This window comes from Candidatus Enterococcus willemsii (assembly GCF_009933335.1).
In the GTDB taxonomy this organism is placed as follows: domain Bacteria; phylum Bacillota; class Bacilli; order Lactobacillales; family Enterococcaceae; genus Enterococcus_F; species Enterococcus_F willemsii.
The window spans coordinates 1-14,661 of sequence record NZ_MAEL01000033.1; the positions used below are offsets into that span (position 1 = coordinate 1).

The 14,661-nt window shown below is 33.2% G+C and carries 15 protein-coding genes, 1 pseudogene and 1 other annotated feature; of the genes and pseudogenes, 13 read left to right on the plus strand and 3 right to left on the minus strand.

The window, feature by feature from the left end; translation table 11 throughout:
• The 6 genes and pseudogenes from BAU17_RS05395 to BAU17_RS05420 form a co-directional block, all read left to right on the plus strand.
• A partial coding sequence (locus BAU17_RS05395; RefSeq protein ID WP_161901803.1) for a hypothetical protein occupies positions 1 to 626 on the plus strand: 626 nt, incomplete at its 5' end.
• 148 nt (positions 627 to 774) lie between these two features.
• Positions 775 to 1,386, plus strand: coding sequence for a recombinase family protein (locus tag BAU17_RS05400; protein WP_161901804.1), 612 nt, complete (start codon positions 775 to 777; stop codon positions 1,384 to 1,386).
• Positions 1,386 to 3,461 (plus strand): PHP domain-containing protein, encoded by a 2,076-nt coding sequence (locus BAU17_RS05405; protein ID WP_161901805.1) that lies wholly within the window; start codon positions 1,386 to 1,388, stop codon positions 3,459 to 3,461. Before BAU17_RS05400 ends, BAU17_RS05405 begins: the two co-directional genes overlap by 1 nt.
• Positions 3,421 to 3,738, plus strand: a complete 318-nt coding sequence (locus BAU17_RS05410; protein WP_161901806.1) for a hypothetical protein — start codon at positions 3,421 to 3,423, stop codon at positions 3,736 to 3,738. Before BAU17_RS05405 ends, BAU17_RS05410 begins: the two co-directional genes overlap by 41 nt.
• Positions 3,739 to 3,773: 35 nt before the next feature.
• Complete coding sequence (locus BAU17_RS05415; protein ID WP_161901807.1) at positions 3,774 to 5,534, plus strand: DUF262 domain-containing protein; 1,761 nt, start codon at positions 3,774 to 3,776, stop codon at positions 5,532 to 5,534.
• Positions 5,535 to 5,700: 166 nt separating this feature from the next.
• Positions 5,701 to 5,814: pseudogene (locus BAU17_RS05420) on the plus strand (hypothetical protein); the annotation flags it as partial.
• A gap of 63 nt (positions 5,815 to 5,877) precedes the next feature.
• Here BAU17_RS05420 and BAU17_RS05425 read toward each other — a convergent pair.
• Genes BAU17_RS05425 through BAU17_RS05435 form a run of 3 tightly spaced genes read right to left on the minus strand, consistent with a single transcriptional unit; the run spans position 5,878 to position 7,633 of the window.
• On the minus strand, positions 5,878 to 6,336 hold the full coding sequence (locus BAU17_RS05425; RefSeq protein WP_161901808.1) for a GNAT family N-acetyltransferase: 459 nt from the start codon (positions 6,334 to 6,336) through the stop codon (positions 5,878 to 5,880).
• 53 nt (positions 6,337 to 6,389) lie between these two features.
• Positions 6,390 to 6,860, minus strand: a complete 471-nt coding sequence (locus BAU17_RS05430) for an ASCH domain-containing protein (protein ID WP_161901809.1) — start codon at positions 6,858 to 6,860, stop codon at positions 6,390 to 6,392.
• On the minus strand, positions 6,860 to 7,633 hold the full coding sequence (locus tag BAU17_RS05435) for a nucleotidyltransferase domain-containing protein (RefSeq protein ID WP_161901810.1): 774 nt from the start codon (positions 7,631 to 7,633) through the stop codon (positions 6,860 to 6,862). Before BAU17_RS05435 ends, BAU17_RS05430 begins: the two co-directional genes overlap by 1 nt.
• A 154-nt stretch (positions 7,634 to 7,787) precedes the next feature.
• Positions 7,788 to 8,033 (plus strand) — a binding site (T-box leader).
• Between the two features lie 59 nt (positions 8,034 to 8,092).
• Between BAU17_RS05435 and trpE the strand changes: the two genes are divergently transcribed.
• From trpE to trpA, 7 genes are read left to right on the plus strand one after another with little or no spacing between them, the layout of a single operon-like run.
• Positions 8,093 to 9,460, plus strand: a complete 1,368-nt coding sequence (gene trpE, locus BAU17_RS05440) for an anthranilate synthase component I (RefSeq protein WP_161901811.1) — start codon at positions 8,093 to 8,095, stop codon at positions 9,458 to 9,460.
• On the plus strand, positions 9,457 to 10,017 hold the full coding sequence (locus tag BAU17_RS05445; RefSeq protein ID WP_161901812.1) for an anthranilate synthase component II: 561 nt from the start codon (positions 9,457 to 9,459) through the stop codon (positions 10,015 to 10,017). The genes trpE and BAU17_RS05445 overlap by 4 nt, the downstream gene beginning before the upstream one ends.
• Positions 10,018 to 11,031, plus strand: coding sequence for an anthranilate phosphoribosyltransferase (gene trpD / locus BAU17_RS05450; protein WP_161901813.1), 1,014 nt, complete (start codon positions 10,018 to 10,020; stop codon positions 11,029 to 11,031). It begins immediately after the preceding gene.
• Complete coding sequence (trpC, locus tag BAU17_RS05455) at positions 11,031 to 11,792, plus strand: indole-3-glycerol phosphate synthase TrpC (RefSeq protein WP_161901814.1); 762 nt, start codon at positions 11,031 to 11,033, stop codon at positions 11,790 to 11,792. The genes trpD and trpC overlap by 1 nt, the downstream gene beginning before the upstream one ends.
• Complete coding sequence (locus BAU17_RS05460; protein ID WP_161901815.1) at positions 11,785 to 12,393, plus strand: phosphoribosylanthranilate isomerase; 609 nt, start codon at positions 11,785 to 11,787, stop codon at positions 12,391 to 12,393. Before trpC ends, BAU17_RS05460 begins: the two co-directional genes overlap by 8 nt.
• The gene (gene trpB / locus BAU17_RS05465) at positions 12,374 to 13,561 is read left to right on the plus strand and encodes a tryptophan synthase subunit beta (protein WP_161901816.1); all 1,188 of its coding nucleotides are present in this window, start codon (positions 12,374 to 12,376) and stop codon (positions 13,559 to 13,561) included. Before BAU17_RS05460 ends, trpB begins: the two co-directional genes overlap by 20 nt.
• On the plus strand, positions 13,558 to 14,322 hold the full coding sequence (trpA, locus tag BAU17_RS05470; RefSeq protein WP_161901817.1) for a tryptophan synthase subunit alpha: 765 nt from the start codon (positions 13,558 to 13,560) through the stop codon (positions 14,320 to 14,322). Before trpB ends, trpA begins: the two co-directional genes overlap by 4 nt.
• Positions 14,323 to 14,661: the final 339 nt, after the last annotated feature.

A 14,661-nucleotide genomic window follows, 5' to 3' on the forward strand; every position in this document is an offset into this window, starting at 1 on the left:
TTATTGAATACACTAGAGCTTACAACAACTCTCCCATAATGGATAATAATAAAGCTTATGGAATTGTTGATAATGATTTAATGAGTGAAGAACAAATTATGGCTTTAAAAGAAGATAACGTTTTTTCATTACCATTCAATGAAATAGAAATGCTATTTTTCACACCTGAAATTATGAAAGAAATAGTTATTTTAGATACTGAAAAACAAATAGAAATATTTAAAAATCAATTTTATAATGTAGTTAGTTCAGATATAAAAAAAATTGTCTCTCAGAAAATGAAAAAATTTATTGATAATAATTTGAGCAGATATAGAATAAATTTAGAGAAAAATACAGAAGTAACAAGTGAAAGAATGCTAGAAGAAGTAAGAATTTGGTTAGATAGCTTAGAGTTAGAAATCTTGGAAAAAAGAATATCAGAAGAGTTTGAAACTGTGATTATTAGTAAGAGTTACGATGATTTATTAAAAATATCACCTCAGAAAGAAAGTGTCTCAAAAGGATTAGCTAATAGATACCTTGATAGCAATTATATAGAAAAAGCAAAAGTCAAATTAAAACAAGAAAGAAGACTTTCTGAACAGATTAGAAATAAATACTTTTCAAATATAAATTTTAATTAAATTTCAAAAGAACTAAGAGTAAAACCTTAGTTCTTTTGTTCTTTTTGAGTGTACTTAAAATATATAATTAGCAATCGTTGATGTATAATGATTTTAAGGTGTTCATTATATATGTTCATTATATATAAATTACAGAAGGAGGATTATTATGACAAAAATAGGTTATGCAAGGGTCTCATCAAGAGAACAAAATTTAGAAAGACAATTTGAATTGTTGAAGAAGGCGGAAGTAAAGAAGATTTTCTCAGATAAGTTGAGTGGTAAAGATAATAATCGTCCGAAATTACAAGAATTATTAAATTATATAAGGGAAGATGATATAATAGTTGTAAGCGAATTAGATAGGTTAGGACGCAATAACAAAGAAATAACTAGTATCATGAATCAGATACAAGACAAAGGAGCTACACTTGAAATCCTAAACTTACCATCTCTGAATGGTATACAGGACGATAACTTGCGAAGGCTACTAAATAACCTAATAATTGAATTGTTTAAGTATACGGCTGAAAATGAGCGTAAACAGATACGTGAAAGGCAAAGACAAGGTATTGAGTTGGCAAAAGAAAAAGGTAAATATAAAGGTCGTCCTTTGGCTTATAGTGCTGATTCAACTGATAAACAGAAGCGTGTAACATATGAAAAGATTGTTGAGATGTTGGAGAAAGATGTACCTATAACTCAGATTTCTAAAGAGTTGGATGTCGCTAGAAATACGGTTTATAGGATTAGAGATGAAAGAAAAGAAGGAGCCAGGTAATGAAAAAAATAGATTTACATATCCATACTGTTTCAAATCCTTTAAGTGATTCAAGTTTTGAGTTTGATATTAATGTTTTGAAAAAATATGTGAATGATATGGGAATTAATGGAATTGCTATTACTAATCACAATGTATTTGATAAAGAACAATTTGAATACATAAATAAAGAGTTGAAGCAGACAGTATTACCTGGTGTGGAAATTGATATTGCCGCTGGACACCTTTTATTAATTGGAAAAGAAGAAAATATTGATAAAATTGATATAGGAAGTAAAAGATTAAAAGAAATTCTAAGTAGTGAGAAACGACATATTAGTTATGAAGAATTTATTGAATTGTTTGGAGACCCTGAGGATTATCTTTTAATACCTCATTATACTAAAAAACCAAGAATACATCCTGAATGTGAAAAGAAATTTGGAGATAATATTTTTTGCGGAGAGGTTTCTGGACATAAATCTTTTATTATGACAAAAAAAGATGTCAATAATAAAATATCTCCTGTCTATTTTAGTGATTTCCGAGCTTCATCTGATTTTAATTACTCTGATGAAAAAAATGTGTTTCCTGTTCGATATACATATATTGACGTGGAAGAAGTAAGCTATAATTCTATAAAATTAGCATTACAAGATAAAACTAAAGTATTCCTTAATAAAGAAAAGGAAGACGATAAATTTGTAATTTCTCGTAATGAAGTTGTTGCATCTGATAAACTAAATCTAATAGTTGGAAAACGCTCATCTGGAAAAACACAATTATTGAAAGAAATATCTAAAAGTGTAGAAGCTGAAGATTTACTATATATTAAACAATTTGATATAACTTCTTCTAGTCAACCAGATGAGTTTGAAAAAATATTGCGCAAGAATCAAGAGAACAACGTTGAAGAATATATGAAACCTATTAGAAATTCTATAAATTCAATTTTGTCATTAAATCAAGAAGAACTTTTTATTCAGATGGATGAATACTTAGATTCATTAAAGAAATATGCACACAGAAGTGATATTGAGGATGCTTATTCTAAAATGAAAATATTTAGTACTAAAAATTTTAATAAAAAAAATAATTCTAATCTAAAAACATTAATAAAAAGTGTAAATAATGTTTCGAAAAACCAAGAATATAAAAGTATTATTAATAATTATATCAGTGAATCTCAGCTAATAGGGTTACAAACAGAATTAATTGAGAAATACAAAGAAGATGAGAAAATATATATTCTAACAAAAAGAGTTGATAAGATTGTAAATGCTACAAAGAAAAAATTATCTAAAAAATCTGCAAAAACCTCTGTAGACAATATTGATTTACTTAAAATTTTTACTAATTTAGAAAAAATAAAAAGATTCGATAAAAAAATAATACAAATTTCAAATTCTGAAAATCCTATTTATGAAAATAAAACAGGAAAATTTACCGAACTTGTTTTAAAAACAAGGTTTGAAAATACTAAGGCGGTTCAAAAATCTTTAGGTAGTTCCAATATAGCAATGAAAGATATTTATGATAATTTTTACGTTGATTTTTCACCATATAGATATCTAATAGGCTTAAGAAATAAAGGAATTGAAGAAGGTAAACTTTATAAAGCGTTATTTAAAATAAAATATATAGTATTGAATGAAAAGGATACACCTGTTTCTGGTGGTGAAACAGCAGAATTTAACCTATTGAATCAAATTGAACATGCAAAAGGATTTGAAGTCCTACTAATGGATGAACCAGAAGCATCATTTGATAACGAATTTATTCATAGAGAAATATTACCTTTAATAAAAAGAATATCTGAGAATACAACAGTATTTATTGTTACCCACAACAATACAATGGGAACTTTAATACAACCCAATAATATTATATTTACGTATTTTGATATGGATTTATATAAGACAGGAATATCTAAACAAGAGTGCTTTAAAATATATTCCGGAAAATTTACAGACAGTATTTTAAAAAATAAGAATAATCAAGAGATTAAAAACTATGATGTTTTACTAAATACAATGGAGGCAGGTATTATTGCATATGGAGAAAGAAAAAGAGTCTATGAAAATATTAAAAATTAAAGATGGTAAAGGTTATTATTGCTTAAATCAAATTTGTAAGAAAATTGGGGAGATTGAAAGCAATGATTTATTTGAATTATTAAGAATATGTTTTGAGTGTGAAGTGTTAATGGATGAAGAAATCACTGATATAAAAAATCCGGCAGAAAAGATAGTTTATGAAGAGATATTAGAGCAACTAACTAAATTTATTCATGACAAAATTGGTATAAAAGACGAGTTGAGTAGAGAGTTCTCTGAAATAGATTCTATGATATTTTCAGATACAACTCAATAAAATTCTGATTTTATAGAAAAGGAGAATTAAGGTATATGGCATATATAGGTTTATCAATCAAAAAATTAATAAATCGAATAGAAAATGAAGAATATGTACTTCCTGCTATCCAAAGAGAATTTGTCTGGAGTGCGTCACAAATAGAGAGATTAATGGACTCTATTTTAAGGGGATATCCCATTGGAGCTTTTTTATTTTGGGAAGTAAAAGGAGAGAGCACTTCAAAATATGAGTTTTATGAAATATTAGATAACTATCATGAAAGAGATAGTAGACATAACAGAAAGAAAGATATTTCTTCGAAAGAGAAAGTAACGGCTATCTTAGATGGGCAACAAAGAATCACTTCTTTATATTTAGCTCTACACGGAACGTACAGTTATAAAACTAAAAGAGCATGGACAACTAAGGATGATTCATATCCGCTTAGAAAATTATATTTAAATTTAACTGGATACAATAAAGAAAAAGAAAATGATTTATTATACGATTTTAAATTTCTTTCAGAGGAGGATATTAATAACGATTCAACTGACAATTTATGGTTTTTAGTATCGGATATTCTAAATATTTCTTCAGAAGACTTACATGTAAAGATAATTGAACTACATGAAGATTATAAATCACGTAATGAAAATGCTAATGATGAAAGTTTAAAAATGATTGTGAAGAATTTAAGCTTACTACATCAAGTCATTGAGAAAGAAAATTTAGCGTACTATGAAGAAACATCTCAAGATATTGAAAAAGTGTTAGATATCTTTATAAGAATGAACAGTGGTGGCACGGTGTTAACTTATTCTGATTTATTATTATCACTTGCTACTGCACAATGGCAGAGTTTAAATGCTAGAGAAGAAATATACCAAATTGTAGATGAAATAAACAATATAGGCGAGAAATTTAATTTTTCTAAAGACAATGTACTTAAATCAGCATTAGTTTTGACAGATACTTCTAATATAAAATTTAGAGCTTCTAATTTTGATTCAAAAACTACTTTAGAAATGGAAAGAAATTGGGATAAGACTAAGCAAGCATTAAGAATCTCTGTGGAGTTATTATACTCATTTGGATTTACAGGTGAAACATTGACAGCTAATAGTGTTTTAATTCCAATAGTATATTATTTATATAAAATTGATGTGCCTTCAAATTATATTGAAGCAGATAGATATATGAGTGATAGAAATAAAATTAAATATTTTGTGCAAATAGCATTATTAAAAAGAATATTTGGTGGAACTCCAGATGGTATTCTTCTAAAAATAAGAGATAAACTAAAAAATGCTAATGAAGGATTTCCATTGGAGGAGATATTGAGTATCAGAGAAACTAATAAATCTTTTAATATTACTGATGAAGATATTGAAGACTTATTAGATTCTAAAATCGGAAGATATTCATTTTCTATGTTAACTATGCTATTCCCTTCAATCGACCTAAAAAATAAATTTCATCAAGACCATATATTTCCGCAGAGTAAGTTTAAAAATAAAAATAATTTAAAAAAATTAGGATATGATGAAAAATCAATAGAGTATATTATTTCTAATGTAGATAAAATACCAAATCTACAACTACTTGAGGGGATTCCAAATATTGAAAAAAATAATAAATACTTTGATGAATGGATTTTAGGAAGGTTTAATTCGAAAGAAGATTTGACTGCTTACTTAGAAAGAAATTCTATTAAAAGAGCGTATAAACCTACTGAGTTTATTGAAATGTTTGATACAAGGAAAAATGAATTAAGAAACAGATTAAAAATTAACTTGGAAAACATACGTTATTAGAATTTAAGTTTTATGAGAAATATATTAATTGTAAATAACAAGTTATTAATAGGTTAGATATTGCTAACTACAAAATGCATCCTAGTTAGTAGTACATAACAATCTATTTTTAAGAATGTTGATATATAAAGCTTTATGTGGTATGATTTTCTTCAAATAAAAGAAAAGTTCGTCTGACCGTATTGCAAAATACAACCAATTACTACGTATCGAAGACCAATTAGGTGAAGTAGCTCAATACAAAGGACTACAATCATTCTACAACTTAAAAAATAAATAATTCTTTCCGAATTATTGCAGAACAACCTCTCTATTGATTGATAGAGAGGTTGTTTTTTATAAGCTATTCAATAAGCTTTGTCAGATTATAGTCTGTGATTTGATAACCCACTTTTTGATAGACATGCAATGCTCGTTGATTAGATCCAAATACATGTAGAGAAATTTTTTTTGCTCCTAGGCTCTTTACTTTTTGTTCCAAGAGCTTCATGGTAAGCGTACCATAACCCTTATTTTGAAACTCTTCAAAAATACCAATATCATAGATGAAAGCTTCTTTAGTATTGTCACAAAAAAACCAAGTATAGCCAATCGGTCCATCTTCGGATTTGACAGTGTATAAAAAATGCATCGGTGTAGCTACACCTTGTGGAAGAAGTTCTTGAAAGACCTTCTTAGCTTGTTCAAAAGATTCGCCAGCATTCCATGTACCATTCTTTACTTTATCGTTGGCATAGTCTTTAATAGCTGACAGCAAATAGTCCTGATATTCTTTTGGTGTCATTTTTGTTAAGTGAATCATTATCATCCTCCTGATTAATAAATGGTCAAACGACATAACATAGGTTAAGTCTATCAGATAGCATCATGTGAATAAACATCCACAACTTTAAAACTCTGGCAGACAAGCAACATCTCTGGTGTGAATGCTAATCCGTATTGTTCAAGTTCCCAGCGAAAGAATTTTTCGTGTTCACGGTACCAATAATCGTAAGTTAAATCACCTTCGCCTTCGGAAATGGCAAATTCTTCTGAGACTTCATTCATTGGTAGAATCTCAATTTTAGTGTATTGAATAATAGCTAAAGGCTGGTTACTACCATCTAGGACAATATCATATTGACCAACTTGCTGAATGGGTTCATTTTCAAGTTCATAGGTACAGTGAGCAGCACAGGTTCCTGTTTTAATGCCTCGGATAACCAATTCACCAAGTTTATTTCCCATTGCTTCTGAACCATCTCCGAACATCCAATAGTCTGGTAAAGTAAGTGGAAGATTGTGTTTTGTTGCATAATTTTCCCAATAAGTTTTGATTGTATTCATTAATTGTTGCTCCTTTTTGATTGTTCTTGCAATAAATCAAGGAAGAATTGATTGAGTTCATGCCATTCTTTTGGTTCTTCGGATAATGCTTTTGCTTGTTGTTCTAACCAAATCAAGTTTTCTTCAATATAGTTATTTAAGATATCAATACGTGGAAGTAAGTCCAATTCATCCATTTGACGCTTCTTGTCCATCAATTCATAAATCAAAGGTTTTAAATCGGCTTCTAGCTGACTTTCGATTAAATCTGTAAAAGCCATTGGTGGATGTGTCTGTTGTGTAATCACCCATTTTCCAGCTAAAATTGGACGTAGGACGTAAAAATATTTTTTGACTTTAACCAAATCACCTTGTAAATAGGTACGATAATTGGTTTTTGCCATGTGCCAATAATGATAAAGCATCTTTTTTGTTGAAAAATAAGCTGGCAGTAGTTCTTTTAATTGTTCCACTTCAGGACGTTCCTGATAAACAATAGGGGAATGACACCATTCATATAAAGTTGGATTTGATTTGTAGAGTAGTTTTAACGTTTTTTGTAAATCCCAACCGCTGATATCTAACGTATCATCTAGTTGCCATTCGATGACATCACGGATACCCTCTAATTTAAGATAATCCTCTGGAGAACGAAGGTAAATAAAACGAACATCATAATCACTATCGGGTGATTCGAATCCCCACGCGCGACTACCAGATTCGACTGCTAATAGAATTTTTACCTGTTCTTGCTGTTCAATTTCTTGAATTTTTTGTTTAATTAATGACTCCATACAATTCCCTCATTTCTCTCCTTGTTATTCTGTTATTTAATTGTATCATAAACACGTGAAATACTTCTTTTAGTAGAGATATTTTATTTATTAACAAAATAAAAAGAAAAAACGATTGACAATCTAATGATAATGCTATAATATTCTCATTAAATATTAAGCGAACAGAAGAAGAGTAACTTTTTCAATACTTTACAGGGAGCTGACGGTTGGTGCGAGTCAGTAGGTAAGAATCAGTGAATGGGCTTTTGCGCTGAAGCATTGAATAAACAGTAGGTGTTTCCGGGTACTCCCGTTATAGAGAAAGGTCGTTGTTGGACGACTGATAGAGAAGATTAGGAGAGGAATATTCTCACTCTAATCAAATTGAGGTGGCACCGTGAACTTGTTCGCCCTCAGATTCGTTTTTTAGCGAGTCTGAGGGCTTTTTTGTTTCTCAAAAAGAAAGGGATGACGACGATGAAAATAATGCGCCAAATACAAGGAGACTATTTAACACCAGTATCTATTTTTTTACGAATTCAAGAAGAAAAGAAATTTTTATTGGAGAGTAATCCTCGTGAAAATGAGGAAGGTGCAAGGTATTCAATTATAGCAATTCGTCCAGTAAAAGAGTTACGTTATCAAGAAGGCCAATTTTCCGTCAATGGTTCTTCATTTCCTTGTACCGATCCATTAAAAGAATTAGAACAGCATATTATTCATGAGGAAGTATCGATTCCTACTATTCCTTTTCAAGGAGGCGCGATTGGATATGTCGGCTATGACATCGCTGCATGTTATGAAGATATTGGCAAACTTCCTGAAGATGAATTAAATGTACCTGACATCTATTTTTATGTATTTGAACTATTTGTTGTGTATGACCATCAAACGGAAACTGTTTCGATTATTCATTCAAATGCATATAGTCATCAAACAGAAGAAGAAATGCTTGTCACGATTGAGAAGATTATTAGTGATTTACAACAAGCCTCTAAGAAAGAATTGATTGAGAAAAAAGCCGTTCAACTTTCATATACAAGTAATGTCAGTCAAATCGAATTTGAGGCACGTGTGAGACAGGCAAAAGAGTTGATAGAAGTGGGTGACTTATTTCAGATTGTGTTATCTCAACGATTAAAAGCTGAATTTGCGATGGATGCTTTTGATTATTATCGGTATTTACGTATATCAAATCCTTCTTCTTATATGTATTATCTTAATTTTGGTGATATGCAAGTGGTAGGATGTTCACCGGAAAGTCTGGTGAGTGTGAAAAATGGCATTGTTTCAACAAATCCGATTGCTGGTACTAGAAGACGTGGTGCGACAGTTGAAGAGGATGCCGAGTTAGCAAACGAATTGTTAGCCGATGAAAAAGAACGAGCAGAGCACATGATGTTGATCGATTTAGGTAGAAATGACATTGGGCAAATTGCTGAACGTGGGACCGTTCGTTTGCCAATCTACATGACGATTGAAAAATATCGCTATGTCATGCATATTGTTTCGCTAGTAACGGGAAAATTAAAAGCAGAATTGACACCGATGGATGCGCTACGAGCGACATTGCCAGCAGGGACGGTCAGTGGTGCACCGAAAATTCGAGCAATGAACCGTATTTATGAATTAGAACAGACGAAGCGCGGAATATATGCTGGGGCTGTTGGCTACTACTCAATGGATAACCAAGCTGATTTTGCCATTGCTATACGTACGATGGTGATTAAAGACCAGTATGCCTATATCCAAGCAGGAGCTGGTATTGTCGCTGATTCCGATCCAAAGTCAGAATATTTGGAAACTTTACAAAAAGCCAAAGCACTCTTGGAGGTGGGGAAATGATTTTATTAGTCGATAATTATGATTCATTTACGCATAATTTGGCACATCAATTTGATACAGAATTGGTTATCCTGCGAAATGATGATGCCAAATTATTAGAGGTAGCTGCAGAAGCGGAAGCAATTGTTTTTTCACCGGGACCAGGACGACCAGACGAAGCGGGATTAATGGAGGAAATTATTCGTCAATTTTATCAAACAAAACCAATGCTAGGAATTTGTTTAGGGCATCAAGCTCTTGGAGAAGTATTTGGCGGAAAAATTTCTGTAGCAGAAAAAATCATGCATGGCAAAATATCGCAATTGACACATCAACAACAAGGACTATTTCAAGATGTCACAGCAAATACTGATATTATGCGTTATCATTCATTGATTATTGAGCCAGACTCATTACCAGCTGTTTTTGATGTTCATGGATATGCAGATGGCGAAATCATGGCGATAAAGCATCAAGATTATCCGGTTTATGGCTTGCAATTTCATCCTGAATCAATCGGTACGACAGAAGGTCAACGAATGATTGATGCATTTTTAAAAGTAGTGGGGGAAAAATAAATGAATCAACTATTTGAACAACTATATCAAGGCAAAAATTTAACAGAAGTTGAAATGACTGTTTTAGCAGAAGCTGTTTTTTCTGGTGAGTTAACTGAGACACAAATTTCAGCGGCATTAGTTGCGTTAAAAATGAAAGGCATCACCTCAACTGAAATGACTGCTATCGCGCGTGTGATGCAAAAAAATGCTGTTCCTATTACCAATGTTCCTTTGAATGCCATGGACAATTGTGGAACGGGTGGCGATCATTTAAATACATTTAATGTGAGTACAACCGCCGCTTTTGTATTGGCCGCTGGGGGTATTCCGATGGCGAAACATGGAAACCGTAGTATTTCTAGTCGCTCAGGAAGTGCTGATGTGTTAGAGGAGCTAGGTGTGAAGTTGATTTCTTCTCAAGAACAAATTAGTCAATTAATTAATGAAATTGGGATTGCCTTTCTGTTTGCTCAAGCGATGCATCCTACCATGCGCTATGTCAGCAATGTTCGTCGTGAATTAGCGACCCCAACGATTTTAAATTTGATTGGTCCATTAACGAATCCTGTGCCGTTGGAAACCCAATTAATGGGCACTTTTGCAGGCCATCTCTTAGTAGAAACTGCCGAAACGTTAGGAAAATTAGGACGCAAACGAGCGATTGTTCTGCAAGGAGCATTTGGTATGGATGAAGCGAATTTAGCAGGAGATACGCGATTAGCTATTTTAAGCGATGGGAAAGTCAGTGAAGTCACACTTTCAGCGTCAGAAGTTGGCTTACCAGAATATCCGATTGAAGCAATTGTTGGTGGTAATGCTAAGCGGAATGCGGAGATTTTAGTTTCTGTTTTGGAAAATCAGCCGTCACCGTTTTTAGATACCGTATTATTGAATGCGGGTTTAGGTTTTTACGCCAATGGAAAAGTAGAGAGTGTTAAAGCTGGTGTGGATGAAGCGCGTCGTTTGATTGCTACAGGTGCTGCCAGAGAGAAACTAGCGCAATTAGTTGAAAGACAAAAGGAGGATGTTTAATGGATTTTTTAGAAAAAATTCTTGTGGAGAAGCGTAAGGAAGTCGCTGCGTTGCCTACTGCAGAACGCACGAACTTGCATCAAGGCTATCCCTTTTATAAACAAGTCAAAGCGAATACTGAGAAACTACATGTAATTGGAGAAATTAAACGAGCATCACCGTCTAAAGGAGAAATTAATGTGGATGTCGACATCATTTCCCAAGCAAAAAAATACCAGCAAGCCGGTGTATCTGCAATTTCTGTCTTGACTGATGAAGTGTTTTTCAAAGGCACAATCGATGATTTACAAACGATTGCCCAAGCAGTTACAGTACCTGTTCTGTGTAAAGATTTTATTATCGATGAACGTCAACTTGTACGAGCAAAAAATGCTGGAGCCAGCATGGTTTTATTAATTGTGGCAGCATTGTCTCCGGAACGTCTAAAAGAATTATATCAAGCAGCTCGGACATTAGATTTAGAAGTACTAGTGGAGACGCATAATGCAGAAGAAATGGCTATAGCTCAAGCGATTGACGCACAAATTATCGGAGTGAATAATCGTGATTTAACCACTTTCACTGTAGATATTCAACATAGTCTAGATTTAGCACAACCTGATGACGGTCCAATTTATATTAGTGAATCTGGCTTTGTAACAGGAGAAGATGCTGCACGAGTGGCGAACGATTATCATGTAATTCTAGTCGGTGAAACACTGATGCGTGCAAGCAACCCAGAAGCGACTATTCAAGAATTGCGAGTACAACGTCATGACTAAAGTAAAAATTTGTGGGCTGATGGATAAAGAGACGGTTGATGCGACTTGCCGCTTTGGCGCAGATTATATCGGTTTTGTTTTTGCTCCGAGTAAACGTGAAGTATCTGCTGAATTGGTTCGTCAAATAACGAAAGATGTACCAGCGACTATTAAAAAAGTAGGGGTGTTTGTCTCACCAACAATTCAACAGTTGCAACAAACGATAGCTATTGCGCATTTAGATTTCGTTCAAATTCATGGTGATTTTCCGACAGAACGTGTGGATATTCCAATGATTCAAGCGAAAAGCGTGACGAATACGCAGAACTATCAAACCATTGCTGATTTTCTTTTATTGGATGCTCCGCCGAAAGAATATCATGGAGGCAATGGAGTTATGTTTGATTGGCAAGCAGTTAACTTGAATCAATTGCCACAAATTCCTTATTTTGTTGCAGGAGGATTACGACCAGAAAATGTCCAGCAAGCACTATGCTATTTTCAACCATTTGCGGTTGATGTCTCTAGTGGGGTCGAAACAGATGGCCAAAAAGATTTAAAAAAAATCGAACAATTTATTAACCAAGTAAAGGAGTATGATTATGTATCAACAACCCGATAAAAAAGGTTTTTATGGTGAGTTTGGTGGACAATTTGTCCCAGAAACATTGATGTATGCAGTCAAAGAATTAGCACAAACTTACGAGGAGGCAAAAAAGGATCCAGAATTTCAAGCAACATTAGATTATTATTTAAAACAATATGTTGGACGTGAAACACCCTTATATTATGCAGAAAATCTAACAAAACAATTAGGTGGAGCAAAAATTTATTTGAAACGTGAAGATTTGAATCACACGGGCGCACATAAAATTAATAACGCGATTGGTCAAGTACTACTAGCTAAACGCATGGGAAAGAAGAAAATTGTTGCTGAAACAGGCGCTGGTCAACATGGTGTAGCAACGGCGACAGCTGCCGCTTTATTCGGTATGGAATGTATTGTTTTTATGGGAGAAGTTGACGTGAAACGCCAAGAATTAAATGTCTTCCGTATGGAGTTGTTGGGAGCGAAGGTCGAAAGTGTCGTTTCAGGTAGTAAGACGTTAAAAGATGCAGTCAACGAAGCGTTACGTTATTGGGTAGCTACGGTTGAAGATACGCACTATGTTTTAGGATCTGCCTTAGGTCCCCATCCATTTCCTGAAATTGTTCGAGATTTTCAAAGTGTGATTGGATCAGAAGCCAAGAGACAATTTATGGAAGCTGAAGGTCAATTACCCGATATTGCATTAGCTTGTGTGGGTGGAGGTAGTAACTCGATTGGGTTGTTCCATCCATTTATCAATGATGATGTGAAATTAATTGGGGTGGAAGCCGCCGGAAAAGGACTTGAAACAGAGGAGCATGCTGCATCAATCACTAAAGGAGAAGTTGGTGTGTTGCATGGATCAAAAATGCACGTGTTGCAAGATGATGATGGGCAAATTTTAGAAGCTTTTTCAATTTCAGCGGGATTAGACTATCCTGGGATTGGTCCAGAACATTCACACCTGTATACTTCTGGGCGCGCAGAATATCAAACGATTACGGATGAAGAAGCGTTGGAAGGGTTCCATTTATTATCACGAACAGAAGGAATTATTCCTGCTTTGGAAAGTTCACATGCAATCGCCTATGCCATGAAACTTGCACCTGAAATGGCAGCAGACGAAAGCATTTTAATTTGTTTATCTGGCCGTGGTGATAAGGATGTGCAGCAAATTAAGGAAAGGATGAGTCAGGCATGAAGTCATTAACACATATACTACAACAACAAAAAGACCAAAAGAAAAAATTATTCATTCCTTATATTATGGCAGGAGCAAATGGTTTGGAACGATTGGAAGAAGAGATCGAGATGCTTGTTGCCAGCGGAGCAAGTGCCATCGAATTAGGTGTGCCGTTTTCTGATCCAGTAGCAGATGGTCCGGTTATCCAGTTAGCGGGTATTCAATCTAGAAAACGAGGAACGACTTTAAACAAACTCGTTAAGTTATTACAAAACATTCATTCACCAGTTCCACTTATTTTGATGGGCTATGCCAATTCATTTTTTCATTATGGAATGGAGAAATTACTTTCCGATTTATCAACAACAGATGTGAAGGGAATGATTATTCCTGATTTACCTTATGAGCATCGTGACTTGTTTTTAATCCCAGCCAAAGCAAGTGATATCGCCTTTATTCAATTAGTGACCTTAACTAGTTCAGATGAACGTATTGAACAGTTAGTAAATGATGCGGAAGGTTTTGTGTATGCGGTGACGATTAATGGGATAACTGGTAAAAATACTCAATACCAAGAAAAATTATATGCACATTTGAAAAAGATTACTGAAAAAAGTCCGATTCCTGTGTTAGCAGGCTTTGGTGTTTCAACGGCCGAACATGTAACGACCTTTAATCAACATTGTGATGGTGTGATTATTGGTAGCTATATTGTTAATCTTTTAGATAAAAAGGGGATAGCTGTTACACAAACAAAAATAAAAAGTTTATTTAATTAAGCAAAAGGAGTGTGAATGACACACTCCTTTTTAATATAAAATTTACTTAACATTCATCTTATTTTCATGTACAATGGTGAAAAGTTAGTTTATCTTCATTTTTTTATCATTTAACATCGAATTATTAATTAGTGCAGAAAATAAAAAAAATTCAGAAAATTCATTGACTTTTATTTTGATACACGTTATATTGTAAAAAATCAATAAAATAAATTAGATTTTTCAATTGTAAGGAGACGATTCATATGCACAAAGAAAGACACTACTTATTAGTCATTATTAGGTAAACGGACTTAGAACACGGAAAAAACAATCCGGTTGTTTGAGTCCTATTTGTGT

Coding starts and splice junctions, on each gene's coding strand:
- trpC (WP_161901814.1), top strand. CDS start 11,031: ATGGATTTTTTAGAAAAAATTCTTGTGGAGAAGCGTAAGGAAGTCGCT.
- BAU17_RS05460 (WP_161901815.1), top strand. CDS start 11,785: ATGACTAAAGTAAAAATTTGTGGGCTGATGGATAAAGAGACGGTTGAT.
- trpB (WP_161901816.1), top strand. CDS start 12,374: ATGTATCAACAACCCGATAAAAAAGGTTTTTATGGTGAGTTTGGTGGA.
- BAU17_RS05430 (WP_161901809.1), bottom strand. CDS start 6,860: ATGAATACAATCAAAACTTATTGGGAAAATTATGCAACAAAACACAAT.
- BAU17_RS05435 (WP_161901810.1), bottom strand. CDS start 7,633: ATGGAGTCATTAATTAAACAAAAAATTCAAGAAATTGAACAGCAAGAA.
- BAU17_RS05405 (WP_161901805.1), top strand. CDS start 1,386: ATGAAAAAAATAGATTTACATATCCATACTGTTTCAAATCCTTTAAGT.
- BAU17_RS05410 (WP_161901806.1), top strand. CDS start 3,421: ATGGAGAAAGAAAAAGAGTCTATGAAAATATTAAAAATTAAAGATGGT.
- BAU17_RS05425 (WP_161901808.1), bottom strand. CDS start 6,336: ATGATTCACTTAACAAAAATGACACCAAAAGAATATCAGGACTATTTG.
- BAU17_RS05415 (WP_161901807.1), top strand. CDS start 3,774: ATGGCATATATAGGTTTATCAATCAAAAAATTAATAAATCGAATAGAA.
- trpD (WP_161901813.1), top strand. CDS start 10,018: ATGAATCAACTATTTGAACAACTATATCAAGGCAAAAATTTAACAGAA.
- BAU17_RS05445 (WP_161901812.1), top strand. CDS start 9,457: ATGATTTTATTAGTCGATAATTATGATTCATTTACGCATAATTTGGCA.
- BAU17_RS05400 (WP_161901804.1), top strand. CDS start 775: ATGACAAAAATAGGTTATGCAAGGGTCTCATCAAGAGAACAAAATTTA.
- trpA (WP_161901817.1), top strand. CDS start 13,558: ATGAAGTCATTAACACATATACTACAACAACAAAAAGACCAAAAGAAA.
- trpE (WP_161901811.1), top strand. CDS start 8,093: ATGAAAATAATGCGCCAAATACAAGGAGACTATTTAACACCAGTATCT.